Annotated in this window: 22 protein-coding genes, 1 tRNA gene and 1 pseudogene; 15 read left to right on the plus strand and 9 right to left on the minus strand. The window is 61.9% G+C overall.

Annotated features, from left to right (window positions below; genetic code table 11):
• The first annotated feature begins 40 nt into the window (after positions 1-40).
• Positions 41-922 carry a hypothetical protein gene (locus tag HU748_RS24205; RefSeq protein WP_238343450.1) on the plus strand — a complete coding sequence of 294 codons (882 nt, stop codon included), beginning with the start codon at positions 41-43 and terminating at the stop codon, positions 920-922.
• Here the strand turns inward: HU748_RS24205 and HU748_RS24210 are convergent, their stop codons facing one another.
• Together HU748_RS24210 and HU748_RS24215 are read right to left on the minus strand one after the other, a co-directional pair.
• Positions 923-1,843 carry a hypothetical protein gene (locus HU748_RS24210; RefSeq protein ID WP_186722262.1) on the minus strand — a complete coding sequence of 307 codons (921 nt, stop codon included), beginning with the start codon at positions 1,841-1,843 and terminating at the stop codon, positions 923-925.
• Between the two features lie 80 nt (positions 1,844-1,923).
• Complete coding sequence (locus HU748_RS24215) at positions 1,924-2,166, minus strand: hypothetical protein (RefSeq protein ID WP_186722264.1); 243 nt, start codon at positions 2,164-2,166, stop codon at positions 1,924-1,926.
• 100 nt (positions 2,167-2,266) lie between these two features.
• Here HU748_RS24215 and HU748_RS26760 point away from each other — a divergent pair, with 100 nt between their 5' ends.
• The 8 genes from HU748_RS26760 to HU748_RS24255 all read left to right on the plus strand — a co-directional run bounded on the left by HU748_RS26760 (position 2,267) and on the right by HU748_RS24255 (position 6,338).
• The gene (locus HU748_RS26760; RefSeq protein ID WP_346655485.1) at positions 2,267-3,010 is read left to right on the plus strand and encodes a hypothetical protein; all 744 of its coding nucleotides are present in this window, start codon (positions 2,267-2,269) and stop codon (positions 3,008-3,010) included.
• A complete protein-coding gene (locus HU748_RS24225) occupies positions 3,007-3,339 on the plus strand; it encodes a hypothetical protein (RefSeq protein ID WP_186722266.1) in 333 nt (110 codons plus the stop codon). Before HU748_RS26760 ends, HU748_RS24225 begins: the two co-directional genes overlap by 4 nt.
• Entirely contained in the window at positions 3,336-3,653 is a 318-nt protein-coding gene (locus tag HU748_RS24230) for a DUF551 domain-containing protein (RefSeq protein WP_186722268.1), read from the plus strand. Before HU748_RS24225 ends, HU748_RS24230 begins: the two co-directional genes overlap by 4 nt.
• Positions 3,650-4,012 carry a phage protein NinX family protein gene (locus tag HU748_RS24235; protein ID WP_186722271.1) on the plus strand — a complete coding sequence of 121 codons (363 nt, stop codon included), beginning with the start codon at positions 3,650-3,652 and terminating at the stop codon, positions 4,010-4,012. Before HU748_RS24230 ends, HU748_RS24235 begins: the two co-directional genes overlap by 4 nt.
• Positions 4,009-4,263 (plus strand): hypothetical protein, encoded by a 255-nt coding sequence (locus HU748_RS24240; RefSeq protein ID WP_186722273.1) that lies wholly within the window; start codon positions 4,009-4,011, stop codon positions 4,261-4,263. Before HU748_RS24235 ends, HU748_RS24240 begins: the two co-directional genes overlap by 4 nt.
• Before the next feature lie 416 nt (positions 4,264-4,679).
• Positions 4,680-4,994 carry a hypothetical protein gene (locus tag HU748_RS24245; RefSeq protein WP_186722275.1) on the plus strand — a complete coding sequence of 105 codons (315 nt, stop codon included), beginning with the start codon at positions 4,680-4,682 and terminating at the stop codon, positions 4,992-4,994.
• 39 nt (positions 4,995-5,033) lie between these two features.
• A complete protein-coding gene (locus HU748_RS24250) occupies positions 5,034-5,270 on the plus strand; it encodes a DUF4224 domain-containing protein (RefSeq protein WP_065863443.1) in 237 nt (78 codons plus the stop codon).
• Between the two features lie 3 nt (positions 5,271-5,273).
• Positions 5,274-6,338: an integrase gene (locus HU748_RS24255; RefSeq protein ID WP_186722277.1), complete on the plus strand. Its 1,065-nt coding sequence runs from the start codon at positions 5,274-5,276 to the stop codon at positions 6,336-6,338.
• Positions 6,339-6,440: 102 nt separating this feature from the next.
• On the opposite strand, the gene HU748_RS24260 is transcribed toward HU748_RS24255, so the two are convergent.
• Positions 6,441-6,514 (minus strand) — tRNA-Cys (locus HU748_RS24260).
• Positions 6,515-6,659: 145 nt separating this feature from the next.
• The gene (sohB, locus tag HU748_RS24265; protein WP_186668894.1) at positions 6,660-7,685 is read right to left on the minus strand and encodes a protease SohB; all 1,026 of its coding nucleotides are present in this window, start codon (positions 7,683-7,685) and stop codon (positions 6,660-6,662) included.
• 199 nt (positions 7,686-7,884) lie between these two features.
• On the opposite strand from sohB, the gene HU748_RS24270 reads away from it, so the two are divergent.
• The 4 genes from HU748_RS24270 to HU748_RS24285 all read left to right on the plus strand — a co-directional run bounded on the left by HU748_RS24270 (position 7,885) and on the right by HU748_RS24285 (position 11,030).
• On the plus strand, positions 7,885-8,598 hold the full coding sequence (locus HU748_RS24270) for a histidine phosphatase family protein (protein ID WP_186722279.1): 714 nt from the start codon (positions 7,885-7,887) through the stop codon (positions 8,596-8,598).
• 53 nt (positions 8,599-8,651) lie between these two features.
• Positions 8,652-8,969, plus strand: a complete 318-nt coding sequence (locus tag HU748_RS24275; RefSeq protein ID WP_027920549.1) for an SCP2 sterol-binding domain-containing protein — start codon at positions 8,652-8,654, stop codon at positions 8,967-8,969.
• Between the two features lie 201 nt (positions 8,970-9,170).
• On the plus strand, positions 9,171-10,238 hold the full coding sequence (locus HU748_RS24280; RefSeq protein ID WP_186722281.1) for a phosphotransferase family protein: 1,068 nt from the start codon (positions 9,171-9,173) through the stop codon (positions 10,236-10,238).
• A 24-nt stretch (positions 10,239-10,262) separates the two neighbouring features.
• Positions 10,263-11,030 carry an SDR family oxidoreductase gene (locus HU748_RS24285; RefSeq protein ID WP_186668889.1) on the plus strand — a complete coding sequence of 256 codons (768 nt, stop codon included), beginning with the start codon at positions 10,263-10,265 and terminating at the stop codon, positions 11,028-11,030.
• On the opposite strand, the gene HU748_RS24290 is transcribed toward HU748_RS24285, so the two are convergent.
• The gene (locus tag HU748_RS24290) at positions 11,031-11,852 is read right to left on the minus strand and encodes a class I SAM-dependent methyltransferase (RefSeq protein ID WP_186722283.1); all 822 of its coding nucleotides are present in this window, start codon (positions 11,850-11,852) and stop codon (positions 11,031-11,033) included.
• Positions 11,853-11,936: 84 nt separating this feature from the next.
• On the opposite strand from HU748_RS24290, the gene HU748_RS24295 reads away from it, so the two are divergent.
• Entirely contained in the window at positions 11,937-12,308 is a 372-nt protein-coding gene (locus HU748_RS24295) for a GFA family protein (RefSeq protein ID WP_186668887.1), read from the plus strand.
• Positions 12,309-12,339: 31 nt separating this feature from the next.
• Here the strand turns inward: HU748_RS24295 and HU748_RS24300 are convergent, their stop codons facing one another.
• On the minus strand, positions 12,340-14,433 hold the full coding sequence (locus HU748_RS24300) for a TonB-dependent receptor (protein ID WP_186668886.1): 2,094 nt from the start codon (positions 14,431-14,433) through the stop codon (positions 12,340-12,342).
• A gap of 255 nt (positions 14,434-14,688) precedes the next feature.
• Between HU748_RS24300 and HU748_RS24305 the strand changes: the two genes are divergently transcribed.
• Positions 14,689-15,387 (plus strand): YoaK family protein, encoded by a 699-nt coding sequence (locus tag HU748_RS24305; protein ID WP_186722285.1) that lies wholly within the window; start codon positions 14,689-14,691, stop codon positions 15,385-15,387.
• 1 nt (position 15,388) lies between these two features.
• On the opposite strand, the gene HU748_RS24310 is transcribed toward HU748_RS24305, so the two are convergent.
• The 3 genes and pseudogenes from HU748_RS24310 to HU748_RS24320 form a co-directional block, all read right to left on the minus strand.
• Positions 15,389-15,739, minus strand: a complete 351-nt coding sequence (locus tag HU748_RS24310) for a hypothetical protein (RefSeq protein WP_186722287.1) — start codon at positions 15,737-15,739, stop codon at positions 15,389-15,391.
• Between the two features lie 190 nt (positions 15,740-15,929).
• Positions 15,930-16,425, minus strand: a pseudogene (locus HU748_RS24315) (methyl-accepting chemotaxis protein); the annotation flags it as partial.
• 247 nt (positions 16,426-16,672) lie between these two features.
• Positions 16,673-17,947, minus strand: coding sequence for an OprD family porin (locus tag HU748_RS24320; RefSeq protein WP_272979760.1), 1,275 nt, complete (start codon positions 17,945-17,947; stop codon positions 16,673-16,675).
• Between the last annotated feature and the right edge of the window lie 37 nt (positions 17,948-17,984).

Genomic DNA, 17,984 nt, shown 5'->3' on the forward strand with positions numbered 1-17,984 from the left:
TTCAACGAAACACGCCACCCCGGCGAGAGCGGCGTCTGCAATGGAGATTGCCATGAACCCCTATCAGATCACTGGGCCCGCGCAGATCGGTGTCAGTGGTGGCCGCACTAGCGGACACATGCTCTGGAAAATTCTGGAGGCCCACGGCGGCAAGCTACCGGCAGATGTGCACGCGTTCTTTAAAAACACCGGCAAGGAGCGCGAGGAGACGCTGGTCTTCATCGACGCCATGGCCAAGCACTGGGGCGTCAACATCGTCTGGATGGAGTGGTGCCGGGTGTACGGCCAGCCGGACGACGCACCCTGGTACAAGATCGTCGACTTCGAGACGGCCAGCCGCAACGGCGAACCGTTCACGATGATGCTCGAGTATTGCCAGGCCTACCGAAAGGTAGAAAAGAACTTGCCGGCCGTGCTGCCGAACTTCAGCAACAACATGTGCACCGCATACCTGAAGGTGAAGATCGGCGAGAAGCACATGCGGGCCTTGGGCTATGACGAGTGGGATTGCATCGTCGGCATCCGCTACGACGAGCCCCGCCGCTACAGCCGGATGATGACAGCCAATGAGCGAGGCAATGCACGCTGGGACAACGTGTGCCCATCCTACGTCGCCGGTATCATCAAGGATGACGTAGCAGCTTTCTGGGCCGACCAGCCTTTCGACCTGGGCATGGATTCGGACTACGGCAATTGCGACCTGTGCTGGAAGAAGAACGAGGCGAAGCTGATCAGGACCATCCAAGAAGACCCATCCAGGGTGATCTGGTGGTCTGGCACCGAAGAACGTTTTGGCCAGGTGTTCCGACAAGATCGCCCCAACTACCGAGCATTGGCCTGGTCAGCAGATCAGCGCGCAAGACAAACCGACTTCGACTTCGATTACCAGGCCGAAGACATCGACTGCTTCTGCGGCGATTAATCAGAGCGCGTCCTCTGAAATACGTATTAGCTCAGACTCTAAATGCTCCTCATGAAGCACACGACAATAAGAGCAGACGTACTCTTCGATTTCCTTAAAGCCTCCACTCATAGGCGGAAGCTCAAGTAGACTTGGTCCGAAATTATTAAAATATGGATAAATCCCATGAATATAAATACGATCAGGCATCGCTGACCGGAAGTCCTTCCAGTAGTACCTTCTGTAAATTTCAGCGTCATCGAATGCAATCGGCTCAAGTGGGGGTTTATTCGTTTCGTACACTTGCGACCTCATTTGCCCTGGAGTAACGTCCGGTGACTTGACCCCCTGCGGAACCGGCAGACGAGATCTTATTAGTCCGACAAGATCGCGCTTGGCCCGTAGCACACGGACAACATCAGGTTCGGAGTGCCCACCTGATTTCATCCATTCAGGTATCTTCGATGCTACATGGGCCCCGAAGCCGACGGCATCCTTGAGATAACTGAGGTCTTTAGCTAACTGGGGAGTTAGCTCGGCAACGGGTATTTGTGACAGCTGGTCAATCAAGGCCTGCCAATCACGGTTACGATGAAAAGTTTCGTACCGCATCATTTCTCGTCTTTCGCGTACAGGGCAATAAAATGCTCCGCTCAACAAATGAAGCGATTCAACTGCATCATCAGATAAAACTCGAAGTATCTCTGCAAGCGATTTCTGCCTGCTTTCTAGCGCTTTCTTAGAATGCAGGATAGGGAAATATGCGGCAACGATGATTGCTAAAATAGAGCCGAATGCTTGCACCCAACTGGCTATCTCAGAGCTATTTAGTCCATAAGTTCTTATTGCTAATCCTGTGACGAATAGGAAAGCCAGAAATAGCACCACGTTTTGCACGGAACACCAGGGCTTGAATAGACTTTTCCCGTAGTCGTTTAACATTTTCGTCCCTTCCTTTAACTGGTCGCATCATACGCGACGAGGTATCCCATGCCCACAGAAAACCGATCCAGCAACACCGATCACCCCGGAACGTAGGGCATGAAGTCACCGAGCAGCTCGCGAGCGGCAGGCACGGCGTACTCGAGCAGCTCCAAAGGGACATCACGTTCGAATAGCGTCACTTCAAACTTGAGCGTCTCATCGTTTCGGAAAATCTCGAAGATGATTTGGTCGCCGCGCGAGCACTCAAGGCCCAAACCATCGTGCCCTTCGGTGACGCTTGAGGCTCGGCAAAAAGCGTACTCAATTCCATGAACTATCACCGGGTGTCCTCCTGAAAAGGCTGAACGTACCCGGAAACACTCCAGCTGTAACCCCTCTCCCCTCTATTCACTGCCGCGATATGGCGGCCAAGGAATCGTCATGCCTGAAGAAATCAAGCTGATCCAACGTGTGGCCGTCGAGCGCGATCAAGACGGCTGGTGGAGTCACCCCGACGAGCCTGACTTTGACGAAGACTATGCCGCCTTCAACGCCTGGCTCGTGCAGCAGGGCTTGGAACTGAAGCAGTGGCACATGGACTCGGATATCAGCGATCACCACCCCTATGACGACGGCGAGTGCCACTGCCTAGGCTGGGAGCCTGAATGCCCCGGGCCTGAATGGTTCCTGCTCGGGATCTTCGATACAGAGGATGGCCCTTGCGTCAGCTGGGCGAGGCGGAAGGCCGAGGAAGCCTGGTCAGTGAATGGCGATGACGGATCGTGGGACTACCCGAACCTTACCGCTCTAATCCGCGACAACTTCGGCAGCGAGGCGGATGGCACAAGCTTCGGCCCAGGCCGGGGTAACGGCCTCAAAGTGGGTGACACCGTACACACTGGCACCGTCTGCAAGGCCGACCCTGCCGGGTTCCTCCCCGATGCTGATGACCTGCTCAACCACATGTTCGAGGCGGCCGCCGGAAGCGACGCGGGGGAATGGGTCGACAACTATCCTGACCTCGACGACGAGGCGACAGCAGCTCTCGGGCAGGCGCTGGAGCCGCTGCAGACTTGGGCCCGAAAGTTCTGCCAGCCCAACTTCTTCACTATCGAGAAGATGGCCACCCACACCATCACGAAAGAAGACGTGCTCATCGCCGCCATCGCTGGGGCCAAGCCATGACCCGCCTCGCCATCTGCCTCCTGCTGCTGGCTACCCTGGGCGGCTGCATCGAGCAACCAGGCCACCTGGAAGTAAAGGAAGACAAGACGCGCGCCGTCACCTGCTGGCAGTCCGACAGCGGCATGGCCTGCCTGCCCAACTGGATGCTGGCTCCGCCTGAACCGGAGAAGTGCCTGATCAACGATCTCGGCAAGTCCGAGGCCTGCCGCAAGCTGTTCCGCGAGAACGCCGGCAACCAGCGCCAGCTCTCCCCGCACGAGCAAGAAGACAACGGACCTACACCCGCACGCGCCCAGGGGCGCTGGATTGATGAGAGGTATCAGCTGTGAGCGAATGGATCAAGTGCAGCGACAGGCTGCCCGCGACGGACGCAGACACCGACACGACCTTCATTGTCGCGGTCAAGCGAGCGCACAACGGCAAGACCTACGTCTTCGCTGCCGAGTGGCTGAACGAAAAGCTGCTCCACAGGGAAGACCCCGAACCGGACGATCCCGAGGACGGCACGCCATTTAGTGGCTGGCATTCGCTCGAAACCCACGCCGACTTCGAGCAGTACTGGGAGCCTCTTGTTTCGCCAGGCTCCGGTGATGAGGTCACCCATTGGCAGCCCCTGCCTGAGGCTCCTGGAGTTGAGCAATGACCGACCTGATCGAAGTGAGGGTATCCAGCCTGGCCGGGGCGGCGCTCGACTGGGCTGTGGCAAAGGCTGAATCGGTGCCGGTCTTCATCGATCACCAAGGATGGGTGCGAAAGTTGCCAGATGACACCAGCGCCTGGAGGCCAAGCTGGAACTGGAGCCAGGGAGGCCCGCTGCTGGACAAGTATCGTGGCGGCGCCCAGCACAATCCAGCGCTTACCGTTGACGTCTCCTACAGCGGTGGTCCGGCTTGTGCCGGGATCTGGTGCTACGGCCCCACCGCCCTGGTCGCGTTCTGCCGAGGATTCGTGCGCCACAAGCTGGGCGAGTTCGTCCAGGTGCCGACGGAGCTGATGCCATGAGCGAACACCTGCCAAACCTGAAAACCCTGGCCGAGGCGTGCATTGCAGCCGGCGAGTACATTCCCTGCCAAGCGTGGACCGAAGACCGAAGCTACAGCCCTGCAGAAGTGGCCTGGCTGGAGTTCGCCACTCAGGCGACACCGGCGGCGGTGCTGGCTCTCATCGCTGAAACTGCAGCGCTGCGCAAGGAGCTCAATCGTCTGCGAGAGGACCGCGACAGCCTGCTCGAAGCCGGAGGACACCTTCTATGATCGACCTCGCCTACATGGCCTGCCTGATCTATCGGGGGCCGCGATGAGAAAGCTAACCCGCACTGTCGATGACCCCGCTGCCAAGTGGGGATTCCGCGTAGTTCCGTCCACCTACGAGGAGGCCGAAAAGATCACCGGGTTCCGCCTGGATCGTCGCTACAACTACTCCATCAGCAGAGAAGGCGAAGTCGAGGTGATTGGGGTTTTCTCGATGGAGTGCTCAGGCTGCAGCTGCGACTGCTCAAGCTGCAGCTATGGCTACAACGCCCATCAGTCGGCCGGCTGCCGAGAATGCGGATACACCGGCCGCGTCCGGAGGCATTTCGGCTATCCACCGACCCCTCCCAAGCGCAAGCAGGCAGCCTAACCCCTCCCCCAACTACTCAAGCCCGCCGACTGCGGGCATGGAGAGACTCATGTTCAATTTCTTGGCCCGCCTGTTAAAGCGCAAGAAGAAGCCAGCGCAACGCGCCGCGCTCGCCCCGACCGGGTATGCCCGCGGCCACAGCCCCGCATCTGGCCGGCAAGATCCGATGCTCGACCCGCTCAACCCCATGAGCCCAGTCAGCCCTATGCATCCCATACATCTGGCGGACAGCTACGAACCGGCTCGCTCGAGCAGTTCGTGTACCAGCCGGGACTACAGCAGCTACGACAGCGGCAGCAGCTTTTCGTCGAGCGACAGCAGCAGTTCCAGCGACAGCGGATCCAGCTCCAGCAGCTGCGACTGACCACAAACCTGCCGCCACCGGCGGCGTGGAGACCATCCCATGGAACATGCAAGCGAGTTTCTCGACGAGGAAGAGGTGATCCGCATCACCGGCTACCAGATCCCGAGCAAACAAATCGCCTGGCTGGCCAACAACGGCTGGCAGTACACGCTCACCCGAGCCAGGCGGCCCATTGTCGGACGGGTATACGCCAGGCTCAAGATGGCCGGTGTGAAGCCAAACGCGACGAATGCAACAACTGAAACCTGGACATTGGACTTATCGCGCGTGGGGTAAAGGATGCGCAACAGGAAGGCATCGAACAAGGACCTGCCGCCCAGAATGCTGCGGCGGGTCCGCAAGCTGAAAAGCGGCAAGCTGTGGGTTGGCTACTACTACGACGGGAGGGATGCTGAAGGGAAGCGGCAGGAAGTACCGCTGGGGACTGACCTAGCTGAGGCCAAGTTGGAATGGGCCCGCCTGGAGCATAGGGCGAAGCCGAAAGTGATGGCGACGATGGGCGAGCTGTTTGACCGTTACGAGCGGGACATCATCCCGGGCAAGTCCCCACGCACGCAAAAGGACAACAAGTACGAGCTGGAGCGCCTGCGCAAGGCGTTCACTGACGCCCCCATTGAGGCGATCAGCCCGCCTGTCATCGCCCAGTACCGGGACGCCCGCAGCGCGAAGACCCGGGCAAACCGGGAGATCGCCCTTCTATCCCATGTCTTCACCATGGCTATGGAATGGGGATTTGCAGAGCGCAACCCATGCCTGGCAGTTCGCCGCAACAAGGAGAAGGTGCGCGACTTCTACGCGGCCGACGAAATCTGGGATGCGGTGTATGCCGAAGGCGACCAGGGCCTCAAAGATGCCATGGACCTGGCCTACCTGGCAGGGCAGCGCCCAGCAGACACCCTGAAGTTCAGCACCGTCGACTTGGACGAGGACTACCTGTGGGTCGATCAGAACAAGACCGACAAGAAGCTGCGCATCCGGCGGCACGTCAACGGTGAGCTCACCGGCCTTGGCCTGTTCATCGAGGCGCTTCTGGAGCGGCGAAAGCTGCAGGGTGTGCGCAACTCACGCCTCATCACCAACGACTCAGGCCTGCGCATGAGCTGGGAAATGCTGAGGAACCGCTTCAGCGAAGCGCGGGACAGGGCTGCGCGCAAGCTGATTGCCGATGGAAATACAGACCTGGCCATCAAAGTTCGGCAGTTCCAGTTCCGCGATATCCGACCGAAGGCGGCGTCGGAGATTGAGGACATCAGCCACGCCAGTCGGCTGCTTGGGCACTCCAAGGAGGAAATCACCAAGCGCGTTTATCGCCGCGTCGGCGAGGTGGTCAGCCCGACCAAGTAGAGGGGTGATGCGGAAACGACGCCTAAATATGCGGAAACGATCCGGATTTTCTGCGCCCAAAGAAAAACCCCGCAGACGTTAATCTGCGGGGCTTTCGAATGGTGGAGGCCGAGGTCGGAATCGAACCGGCGTAGACGGATTTGCAATCCGGAGCATAACCACTTTGCTACTCGGCCTCAAAGTTCGGAGTCAGCTTTCGCTATCTCCTTGAAACCGCTCGACTTTTTCAAGTGAGCTGCGTTTCGATGGACGCCATTATGTCGGCATTCCCCTCACCTTGCAACCCCCTTGAAGAAAAAAATCTTCAAGGGGTTCAAGGTGTTAGCGCAAGCGGCCAAGCTTGCTCCAGAGCCCTACCAAAGTGTTCTCCACGGCACCGCTGGCGGCCACGCCGATGCGCTCCTGCAGGGATTTACGCTCGGCATAGCGGACGTGGAACAGATTGGCGTCATTGGCGCGATCACTCAGGTACTCGTCACTGGTGCGCAGCTCGTCCACCAGCTTGCGGTTGAGTGCGGCAATGCCCAGCCACACTTCACCGGTGGCGACTTCGTCGATATGCAGTTGCGGACGGTAGCGGGCGACGAAGTCCTTGAACAGCTGGTGGGTGATATCCAGGTCTTCCTGAAACTTCTCCCGGCCTTTCTCGGTGTTCTCGCCAAATACGGTCACGGTGCGCTTGTATTCGCCGGCCGTGAAGACTTCGAAGTCAACGTCGTGCTTTTTCAGCAGGCGGTTGACGTTGGGCAACTGCGCGACCACGCCGATCGAGCCAAGCACAGCGAACGGCGCACTGACGATCTTCTCGCCGATACAGGCCATCATGTAGCCGCCGCTGGCCGCGACCTTGTCGATGCACACGGTCAGCGGAATGCCGGCCTGGCGGATACGCGCCAACTGCGAGGCGGCCAGGCCGTAGCTGTGCACCAGCCCGCCACCGCTCTCGAGGCGCAGCACCACTTCGTCACGTGGGGTGGCGAGGGTGAGCAGCGCGGTGATTTCGTTACGCAGGCTCTCGGTGGCGGAGGCCTTGATGTCGCCGTCGAAGTCCAGCACGAAGACCCGACCCTTTTCCTCGGGCTTGGCCTTGCCTTTCTTCTTCTGTTTTTCCATCTTGGCCTGCTGCTTGCGCAGGGCCTTGAGCTCGGCCTTGTCGAGCAGACCGGCTTCCAGGCGCTCGCGCAGCTCCTTGTAGAAGGTATTCAGCCGGGTAACCTGCAATTGCCCGCCGGGTTTGCGTCGACCCTTGCCACGCAGGTTGGCGATACCGGAAAGGATGACCAGGATGGCGATCACCACAGTGGCGGTTTTGGCGAGAAAGCTTGCGTATTCGGCAAGAAACTCCACATTGACTCCTTAATAGACCTGCGCCTGCACGACGCGTAACTGATGCAAGCATACCGGTGCGCCTGGGCTGCCGCCAGCATGGGAAAATGCTGGCAACACAGTTCAAACAACCTTTTCAAACGCTTGTATGTTTTTTCATTGACAGCCTCTCTGGCGCATCCTAACCTCGCAGCAACCTCCATCCCGGCCGGACATTCCAGTGGGCAATATCTACCTGATCCGACATGGCCAAGCCTCCTTCGGCGCCGACGACTACGATGTCCTGTCGCCGCTGGGTGTGCGCCAGAGTCAGGCATTGGGGGAGCACCTGGCCCAACTGGACATGCGCCTGGACCGCTGCCTGGCCGGCGACCTGCGGCGCCAGCAGGACACCGCACGACTGACACTCGACGCAATGGCCGCTGCTGGCTACGCGATCCCGGCCATAGAGACCGACGCAGCCTTCAACGAGTTCGATGCCGACGGTGTGATCCGCGCCCTGCTTCCTGCCCTGCTGCCGCACGAGCCCGAAGCGCTGCACGTGCTGCGCAATGCTGCGCAGAATCGCAGCGAGTTCCAGCGCCTGTTCGCGCTGATGGTGCAGCGCTGGCATGACGGCGAGCACGAGGCTCACGATGGCCTGGAGACCTGGGCCGCGTTCACCGCGCGCGTTGATGCCGGCCTGCAACGCGTGCTGGCGCAAGCGTCAAGCCGCGACAACATTGCCATCTTCACCTCCGGCGGCAGCATCGCCGCCCTGCTCCACCAGGTCACCGGAATCACCCCAGCCCAGGCGTTCGCGCTGAACTGGCAGATCATCAACACGTCGCTCAGCCAACTGAAGTTCCGTGGCCGCGACGTGGCATTGACCTCCTTCAACAGCCAGGCCCACGTGCAGCTGTTGCGGATGCCGGAGCTTCTCACCTATCGATGAGCACGGCCTGTTGTGCCCCGTGCACGCGACTTTCACCCAACAAGGAATACACCATGAGCGACGTAGCTAAAGCAGTCGAAGCGATGAAAGCCAAGTTCAACCCTGCCGCCGCCGCCGGCCTGGACCTGGTGTTCGGCTTCAACATCACCGACGAAGACAAGCACTACGCCCTGCTCGTCAAGGACGGCACCTGCGAGATCCAGGAAGGCGAGAACCCTGACGCCAACTGCACCCTGGTTCTGGACAGCGAAACCCTCAAAGGCATCGTCAGTGGCGAGACCGATGGCATGCAGGCCTTCATGGGCGGCAAGCTGCGCGTCGAAGGCGACATGATGCTGTCGATGAAGCTGAGCGAGCTGTTCCCGTCCTGAGTGATGCGAACACGCGCATGAAGAAAACCGAGGCCTGACCGGCTTCGGTTTTTTTTTGCCCGCAGCCTGCATCCGCCATTCATCAGGGGCAGTGATCGACCGGCAACACCCGCGTCGATATGACGTCTGGCACGCTTGTCCCAACCCAGGTTGGCCATTAGATTAGCCAATGATCCTTGCGACCGAGAATAAGGAAAACGCATGACGCTCACCGACCAGTCCACCCAGGTCCGCCCCGGCGAAGAACTCGATGCAGCCATCATCGACCCTTACCTCAAGGCGCATATCCCGGGCCTCGCAGGCACTCCGAGCATCAGCCAGTTCCCCGGCGGCGCCTCCAACCTCACGTACCTGGTCGCCTATCCCGAACGCGAGTTCGTGCTGCGTCGCCCGCCCTTCGGGCACAAGGCCAAGTCGGCCCATGACATGGGCCGCGAGTTCCGCATCCTCAACCAGCTCAACGACGGTTTCCCGTTCTGCCCCAAGGCCTATGTGCACTGCACCGACGAATCGCTGATCGGCGGTGAGTTCTACGTGATGGAGCGGGTCGAGGGCATCATCCTGCGCTCGGACCTGCCGCCCGAACTGAACCTCGACGCCGGCCGCACCGAGGCGCTGTGCAAGAGCTTCATCGACCGCCTGGTGGAACTGCACCAGGTCGACTACAACGCCTGCGGCCTGGCTGACCTGGGCAAGCCCGAAGGCTATGTGCAGCGCCAGATCGAAGGTTGGTCGAGCCGCTACGAAAAAGCCCTGACCCCGGATGCGCCGCGCTGGGAACAGGTGATCGCCTGGCTGCGCAAGAAGATGCCCGCCGACCACCCGCGCCCGGGCATCGTGCACAACGACTACCGCTTCGACAACGTCATCCTCGATGCCAGCAACCCCATGCGCATCATCGGCGTACTGGACTGGGAGATGGCGACCATCGGTGACCCGCTGATGGACCTGGGCAACAGCCTGGCCTACTGGATCGAGGCCGACGACCCGGCACCGGTGCAACTGATGCGCCGCCAGCCGAGCAACGCCCCGGGCATGCTGACTCGCCGCCAGTTCGTCGACTACTACGCCGAGCGAGCCGGCATTCGCATCGACAACTTCGACTTCTACTACTGCTACGGCCTGTTCCGCCTGGCCGGGATCGTGCAGCAGATCTACTACCGCTTCTTCCACGGCCAGACGCAGGACAAGCGCTTCGCCCAGTTCATCCACATGAACCGGCTGCTGGAGCAGATGAGCCTGCAACTGATCGGCAAATCCACCCTGTAACCGGCGACAACAAGGAAATCCAGCATGTCCAAGACCCAACTGTTCGACCTTGACGGCAAGATCGCCTTCGTTTCCGGCGCCAGCCGCGGCATCGGCGAAGCCATCGCCCACCTGCTGGCCCAGCAAGGGGCCCATGTGATCGTCTCCAGCCGCAAGCTCGACGGCTGCCAGCAGGTCGCCGACGCCATCATCGCAGCCGGCGGCAAGGCTACGCCGGTGGCCTGCCATATCGGTGAGCTGGAGCAGATCCAGCAGGTGTTCGCCGGCATCCGCGAGCAGTTCGGACGCCTGGATATCCTGGTCAACAATGCCGCCACCAACCCGCAGTTCTGCAACGTGCTGGACACCGACGTCAGTGCCTTCCAGAAGACTGTCGACGTGAACATCCGCGGCTACTTCTTCATGTCGGTCGAAGCCGGCAAGCTGATGCGCGAGCACGGCGGTGGCAGCATCATCAACGTGGCGTCGATCAATGGCGTGACACCAGGCTTGTTCCAGGGCATCTACTCGGTGACCAAGGCTGCGGTGATCAACATGACCAAGGTCTTCGCCAAGGAGTGCGCGCAATTCGGCATCCGCTGCAATGCCCTGCTGCCGGGCCTGACCGACACCAAGTTCGCCTCGGCGCTGGTGAAGAACGACGCCATCCTCAACGCCGCCCTGCAGCAAATCCCGCTCAAGCGCGTGGCCGACCCGAGCGAGATGGCCGGCGCGGTGCTGTACCTGGCCAGCGACGCGTCGAGCTATACCACCGGCACGGCGCTCAATGTCGACGGCGGCTTCCTTTCCTGATCAGCCCTTGCGCGCCTGCAGCGTGTAGCTCAACGGCAGGCGCTCGGGCCGCTCGGCCAGGCGCCACTCGCCGTCTTCGCCCTTGAGCATCTGCCCAGGCAACGCCTCCCACGGGATGCTCCGGTGCTCGACCAGGGCGGTCAGTTGCATGCCCTGCTCAAGCAGCGCCGTGATGATTTCACCGAGGCCGCGGTTCCAGGAATGGGTCTCGGTCTGCGCCAGGCGATGCTCGCTTTCGACGTAGGTCTGGTCGCTGTGGAAGATGACCGGCGCCTCGTGCTCGAAGTACGGAAAGTCGACCTGCAGGCGATCGGCGTGGGTTTCGTCGAGCGTCCACAGCATCGGATGGCCCTCACGCAGGAACAGCCGCCCTCCCGGCTTGAGCAACGCCGCGACGTTCTGCGCCCAGCGCTGGATGTCCGGCAGCCAGCACAGGGCGCCGATCCCGGTGTAGATCAAGTCATAGCTCGCCTTGGGCAGCACCTCGCTGGCGCGGTAGACGTCCGCCTCGACATAGTCGATCTCCACGCCACAGCGCTCGGCCAGCAACCGCGCCTGCGCCAGCGATGCCAGCGAAAAATCCAGCCCGCTGACCTGCGCGCCCAGGCGCGCGAGCGACAAGGTGTCGGTGCCGATATGGCATTGCAGGTGCAAGGTCTTGAGGCCTTGGATATTGCCCAGGCGCGGCAGGTCGAAGCGCACGACTTCCGAAAGATGCGTGGCAGACTGCACGAAGCATTCGACTTCATAGCCCGGCGAGGCGGCGTGCAACGGCGCCCGCTCGTCCCAATTGGCGCGGTTGAGTTCCAGTGACGGATTCATGGACACTTCCCTGTGCGGAAAACCGCCACGTTAACCGGCCAGGGTGCAGGCCGACAACCTGTCATTCAAGGAGAGAGCGTCAGCATGAAGACCTACAAGGGCGGCTGCCTGTGCGGCGCGATCCGCTTCGAGGCCGAGGGGCCAGCGGGCAATCCCCACCACTGCTCGTGCCGCTGGTGTCAGCAGCATACCGGGGCACTGGTGGCGAGCTGGGTGGAATTCGATCGTGCGCGGGTGCGCTGGGTGGGTGCTGGCGGAGCACCCGACACCTGGCGCTCTTCGGATTATTCCAGTCGAGCGTTCTGCCGGTGCTGCGGCAGTTCGATCGGGGCAATTGACGATGCGCCAACGGTGGCGTTGCTGCTGGGGTGTTTCGATGAGATCGAGGACGAGCAGCTGGTGCCGACCGGGCATTCGTTCGAGGACCGCTGCCCGGAGTGGATGCGTCAAGGTTGATGAGGTTGGGACCGCTGTGCGGTCCCTCAGGTCACAGCGACAAACTCATGCTCACACTCAGGTTGCGCGGCTCGCCCGGCATGTTCCACGCCGCGTTGTAGCCGCGTTCGTAGTACTTGCGGTCGAAGACGTTGTTCAGGTTCACCCCGAAACTCAACTGCTCGCTGGCCTTGTAGTGCGCCAGCAAGTCCAGCGTGCTGTACGCCGGCAAGCGCAGGTCGCCACCCGCCTGCCCGGAACGCTCGCCCACGTAGTTGGCCGAGGCGCCGACATCCGAGCCCCGCAGCCAGCCATTCTGGAACTCGTGCACCACCATCAGGCTGCCGCTGTGCCGTGGAATGCCCAACAGGTCGCTGCCCTTGGGCAGTGCTGCATCGCCCTTGGTGACCTCGGCATCGATGTAGGCATAGGCACCGATCACCCGCACGGCCTCGGTGAGCTGCCCGCTGAACTGCACGTCCAGCCCCTGGCTGCGCGCCTTGCCAGCAGCGATGCTTTCACCGAAGGCATCGGTGGTGACGACGTTTTCCTTGTCGATGCTGAACAACGCGACAGTCGCACCCAGCCGACTGTCGAACAGGTCGAGCTTCAGCCCTGTCTCATACCCCAGCCCTTTCTCAGGCTTGTACACCTGGCCCTGGGTGCCGATGGCGTTGGGTTTGAACGAGGTGGAGGCATTGGCGAACACCCCAACTTCGGGCGTCCATTGATACAACAGCCCCACACGCGGTGTTGCGACTTCCTTGACCTGGCTGTTGCTTACCCCGGTGGCGCGGTTCAGCGCGGTCTGCTCGACCCGCTCCAGGCGCACACCGAGCAGGCCACGCCAACGCTCGTCGAAGATGATCTGATCTTGCAGGTTGAGGGCCTGGCTTTCGGTGCGTTCGAAGAAGTCGTTGGGGTTGATCAGCGGCGGCTTGGGCTGCCCGTAGACCGGCTGGTAGATGTCCAGCCCGTAGCCGAGCGACGTGGCGCTCTGTGGGTATTTCTGGCTGTTGCGGTAGTTCTCGTACTCCAGGCCGATCAGGCTCTGGTGCTGCCAGCCGAGAAAATCGAACTGCCCGTGCAGTTCGGCCTGGGTGATGTTGTCGTTCCACTCGAAATTGCGTTCGCGGTAGAAACGGCTGATCGTCTGGCCGACTACCCGCGACGGCTCCGAACTGTTGCCGCGCAGATGGCCCTGGGTGTAGTGGTTGGCCAGGCGCAGTTTCCAGTTGTCGTTCAGGTGACGTTCCAGGGCCAGATCAAGGGTCTGGTTGTCGTTGCGAATGTGGCCGTCGTTGGGCTCGCCGAGAAAGGTCGAGCGCTTCACTGAACCCAACTGATTGTTGACCGCAGGAATGCCCCGGTCGAACACCGATTCGGTGCGCGAGAACTCGGCATCCAGCAACAGGCGCGTGTCAGGGTCGAGTTGCCAGATAAGCGAGGGGCTGACGATCTGTCGGCGGCTGTCGACGTGATCACGGAAGCTGCCGTTGTCCTCCACTGCCAGGTTGATGCGCGACAGCAGGCGCCCCTCCTCGTCCAGCGGCGTGTTGACGTCCAGGCTGCCGCGGTAGCGATCCCAGGTCCCGGCGCTGGCCTTCAGGCGCGTGAACGCCTCTTCCTGCGGACGCTTGCTGACGATATTGACCAGGCCGCCCGGATCACCGCGCCCGTAGAGGCTGGCGGCCGGGCCCTTGAGCACTTCGATGCGCTCGATGGTCGAGGTGTCCGGTGCACTGTAGCTGCCGCGGTTGATGGCAAAGCCGTTCTTGTACAACTCACCGGTGGTGAAACCGCGCACGCTGTAGTTGAGGAAGGTCAAGCCACCGAAGTTGTTCTGCCGGGTGACGCCACCGGCAAAGTCCAGGGCACGGTCGATGCGCGTGCTGTTGAGGTCTTCAAGCACCTGGCTGGGCACCACGGCGATGCTCTGCGGCGTGTCGCGCACATCGGTATCGGTGCGCGTCGCGGTGCTCGAGCGGGTGGCGCGGTAGCCCTGCACCGGGCCGTCCGCGCGCTCCTGCAGATGACTGTCGCTGACGGTCAGGGCCTCGAGTATTACAGGTTCGGCAGCACTGCCGGGCAGGCCGAACACAGACAGGGAAAAACCCAGGCAGAGCCGGGCGGGGGAAAGCTTCATCAACGACGCTCCTAAATTTCATGTAATAACATATCAATTTATGAAAGATGCGAGGAGTACCCGGATGAGAAAAAACCGCATTTGCCCGTCAACCTGTAGTTTACGGCTCGGGTATACTCGCGCTTCCGGCCCGCTTCCAGGAACCGCCCCATGGTTGAAAACAGCTTTGCCTTCCGCTTCCAGGCATTGCGCGAACACCACAAGCTGACCCTGCAAGCCGAGGGGCGGTTGGGCTGATTCAGGGAGAGAGCTGCGATGCTACCGGGAACTGCGTCACTCGACAGCCAGCGTCAACAGCGGGTACAGCGCCGCGGCACGGTGGGGTTGTACTTCGTTGCCGCCTTGTCGGTACTCGCCGGCATGACCGATGCCATCGGTTTCATGGCCACCGGCGATTTCGTTTCGTTCATGAGCGGCAACACGACGCGCCTGGCGGCCTCGCTGGGCAGCGCCGATCTGGGGCCGGTGCTGCGCCTGGCGCTGGTGATCGCGGCGTTCGTGCTGGGCAACGCACTGGGGGTGGTCGTTGCCGCCAGAAGCGGTCGGCGCCACTGGCCGTTGCTGGGTGTGATCGCCCTGCTGCTGGCGGTCGCCGGCATGCTGCCAGAGCCCATGCAACTGCTCGCGCTACTGGCGGCGGTGACCGCGATGGGCATGATCAATGCGGTGGTCGAGGAAGTGAACGGCCTGCCGATCGGGCTGACCTACGTCACCGGCGCGCTGTCGCGTTTCGGTCGCGGCTTGGGCCGCACCCTGTTGGGTCAACAACGGCTCGGGTGGCGCGTGCAACTGGTGCCCTGGAGCGGCATGTTCATCGGGGCGGTGTTGGGGGTGTTGCTGGAACAGCGCTTCGAGCGTGCGGCACTGCTGGCCAGCGCGCTGACCGCCCTGCTGCTTGCCGTGGTCTCGTGGAAGATTCCACGGCGTTGGCAGTTGCGCTACATGCCACGCTGACTCACAGGCAGGTCGCCGCCGCAGCCTTGCGCTGCAGTGCAACCATGTCGTTCTTGCGGGCGTAGTAATCGACCCGGGTCCCGCCGGCCTGCGGGTAGACGTCAACGAAGGACTCCGCCTCGCGGGTGTACACCGTCAAGCCACCGCCCTTGCGCGTTTCCAGGTAACCACTGGCGTCAACGCCGAAGCGCGACTCTTCCTGCCAACTGAACTGGATGCACTGGGCCACCAGCTCCGGCGCTTTCTGCGAGTCGAGGCGCGCGCTCGGCTTGCCGTTGCGCGCGGCCTCCATGGTCGACGAAGCGCAGCCAATCAACATCAGGGCTGCAGCCATCGGCAGTAGTGCTCGCATGTTCCATCCTCGGGGCAAAAAAGAAGCGACTGTAGCACTGGCGGTGATCGCGCGTGAATGCTCGGGCAGCGAAGTGCATCATGCCAGGGTTCCGCTGGCCCTCCTGCCGTGCTGCGCCTGAGGCCCGGACGACCATCGCCCTTGCCGGCGTTGACCACAGCTAAGGTGGGGGGGCGCGGCTTACCCGCAATCACACCACGAACCGCTCGACCATCTCCTGCAACTGCTCCCCCAACCGCGCCAGCTCGGCGCTCGAGGCCGCTGTTTCTTCACTGGCCGCTGCCGTCTGCTCACACACCTGGCGCACACCCAGCACATTGCTGGCTGATCTCCTCGGCCACCAGGCTCTGCTGTTCGGCGGCAGCAGCAATCTGCTGGTTCATCCCCTGAATGCTCGACACCGCCTGGGTGATGCTGCCCAGCGCCACCCCGGCCTGACGCGTAAGCTCGACACTGCGCTCGGTCAAGCCACGCCCGGCATCCATGATCGTAGCCGCCTGTTCGGCACCACTGCGCAGGTCCTCGAACAGCGCTTCGATTTCCTCGGTGGACTGCTGTGTACGCTGGGCGAGGCTGCGCACCTCGTCGGCCACCACGGCAAAACCACGCCCCGCCTCCCCTGCCCGTGCCGCCTCGATGGCGGCATTCAAGGCCAGCAGGTTGGTCTGTTGCGCGATGTCTTCCAGGTGATCGCTGCTGCCGATCAACTTGCCCAGGCTGGACCCGCTCTGCAGCGCGAGGACCACAGTGAGGGCCAGCACCAGGGCAAAGCCCAGCGCCAGTTTGAGCTTGATGCCCAGGTTGCCGAGCCAGTGGGTCATGGGGAGTCTCGAAGTCGATGGTAGGGGTTGACGGTGCCGGCCCCTTGCAGGCAAACCCGCCCTCACAGGCGCGGGCTTGCTGCGATGGGGCCGCGAAGCGGTCGGCTGTGCTTCAGAACAACGGCAAGCTGTAGGTGATGTAGAGACGGTTCTCGTCCAGGTCACGCTGGTTGGCGTAGGTGCTGCGCAAGCTGGCGTTGCGCCAGGAGAACGACAGGCCCTTGAAGGTCTCGCCCTGCACGGCATAGGTCACCCAGAAATTGCGTTCCCATTCATGCTGGTCGCCCTGCGCCGACTTGATGTTGTCGCCGCGCTGGTAGGCCAGCAGCGTCGTCAGGCCCGGAATGCCGACAGCGGCGAAGTTGTAGGTGTGCTGCGCCACCCAGGTCCGCTCCCCGGCTTTCTGGAAACGCGCGCCGGTCTGGCGGTCGGTGATCAGGTAGGTGGCCGAGCCATCGCCCTGGTTGACGAAGGGGAAATCGCTGTCGCCTTCGAGTTGCTGGTAACCCAGGCTGAATCCATGACCGCCGAGGCTGTAGGTGAACAACCCGGCGAACGCCTGGTTGTCGACTTTGCCGTTATTGCCGAAACCGGCACTGCGATAGCCCTCGGCGCGCCCGGCCACACTGCCGTTGCGCCCCGACGGCCCACTGTCGAAGTAGCGCAGGTCGGTCTTGAGGCTGCCCACCGGCAATGCCAGTTGGTGCACCAGGCCGACAAAGTGCTGGCGGTAGAAGTCCTCAAGCTCGCCGTAGTAGTACTGCAAGGTCAGGTCGCGGCTCACGGCGTAGTCGACGCCGAAGAAGTTGAACGCATTGCTGCGCTTGCCCAACGGCCCGCCCGCCCCGGCGATCGCCATGCCTTCGTTGCTCGACGAGTTGCGGCTCTTGACCCGCTGGATCTGCCCGCCGGTGAAGGTGAAGTTGTCCAGGTCGCGCGAGGTGATCTGCAGGCCTTCGAAGGTTTCCGGCAACAGGCGACCGTCGTTGAGCGTCAGCACCGGCATCTTCGGACGCAACGTGCCGAGCCGCGCCTCGGTCTTGGCAACGCGCAGCTTGCCGGTCACGCCCAGGGTGCTGAACTCATCGACCGCACGACCATCGCTGTCGGTGGGAAACGCCAGGCCACCGCGATTGGTACTCTGCGGGTTGTAGTGGGTGCCCTTGCCCGAATCCAGACGGATGCCAAGCATGCCCAGGGCATCGACACCGACACCGACGGCGCCCTCGGTGTAGCCGGAAGTGAAGTCGAACAGAAAGCCCTGGCCCCACTCCTCCTGCTTGGACGGGTTGGCGCTGCCGCTGCGATTGTCCTGGTTAAAGTAGATGTTGCGCATTTCCAGGCGCGCGCGTGAATCCTCGATCAGGCCGGCGGCCTGGGTGGTCAGGGGGGGCCAGCGCCAGGGCGATCAGCCCGGGAACGGA

Source organism: Pseudomonas sp. RW3S2 (assembly GCF_014268955.1).
Taxonomy (GTDB): domain Bacteria; phylum Pseudomonadota; class Gammaproteobacteria; order Pseudomonadales; family Pseudomonadaceae; genus Aquipseudomonas; species Aquipseudomonas wayambapalatensis.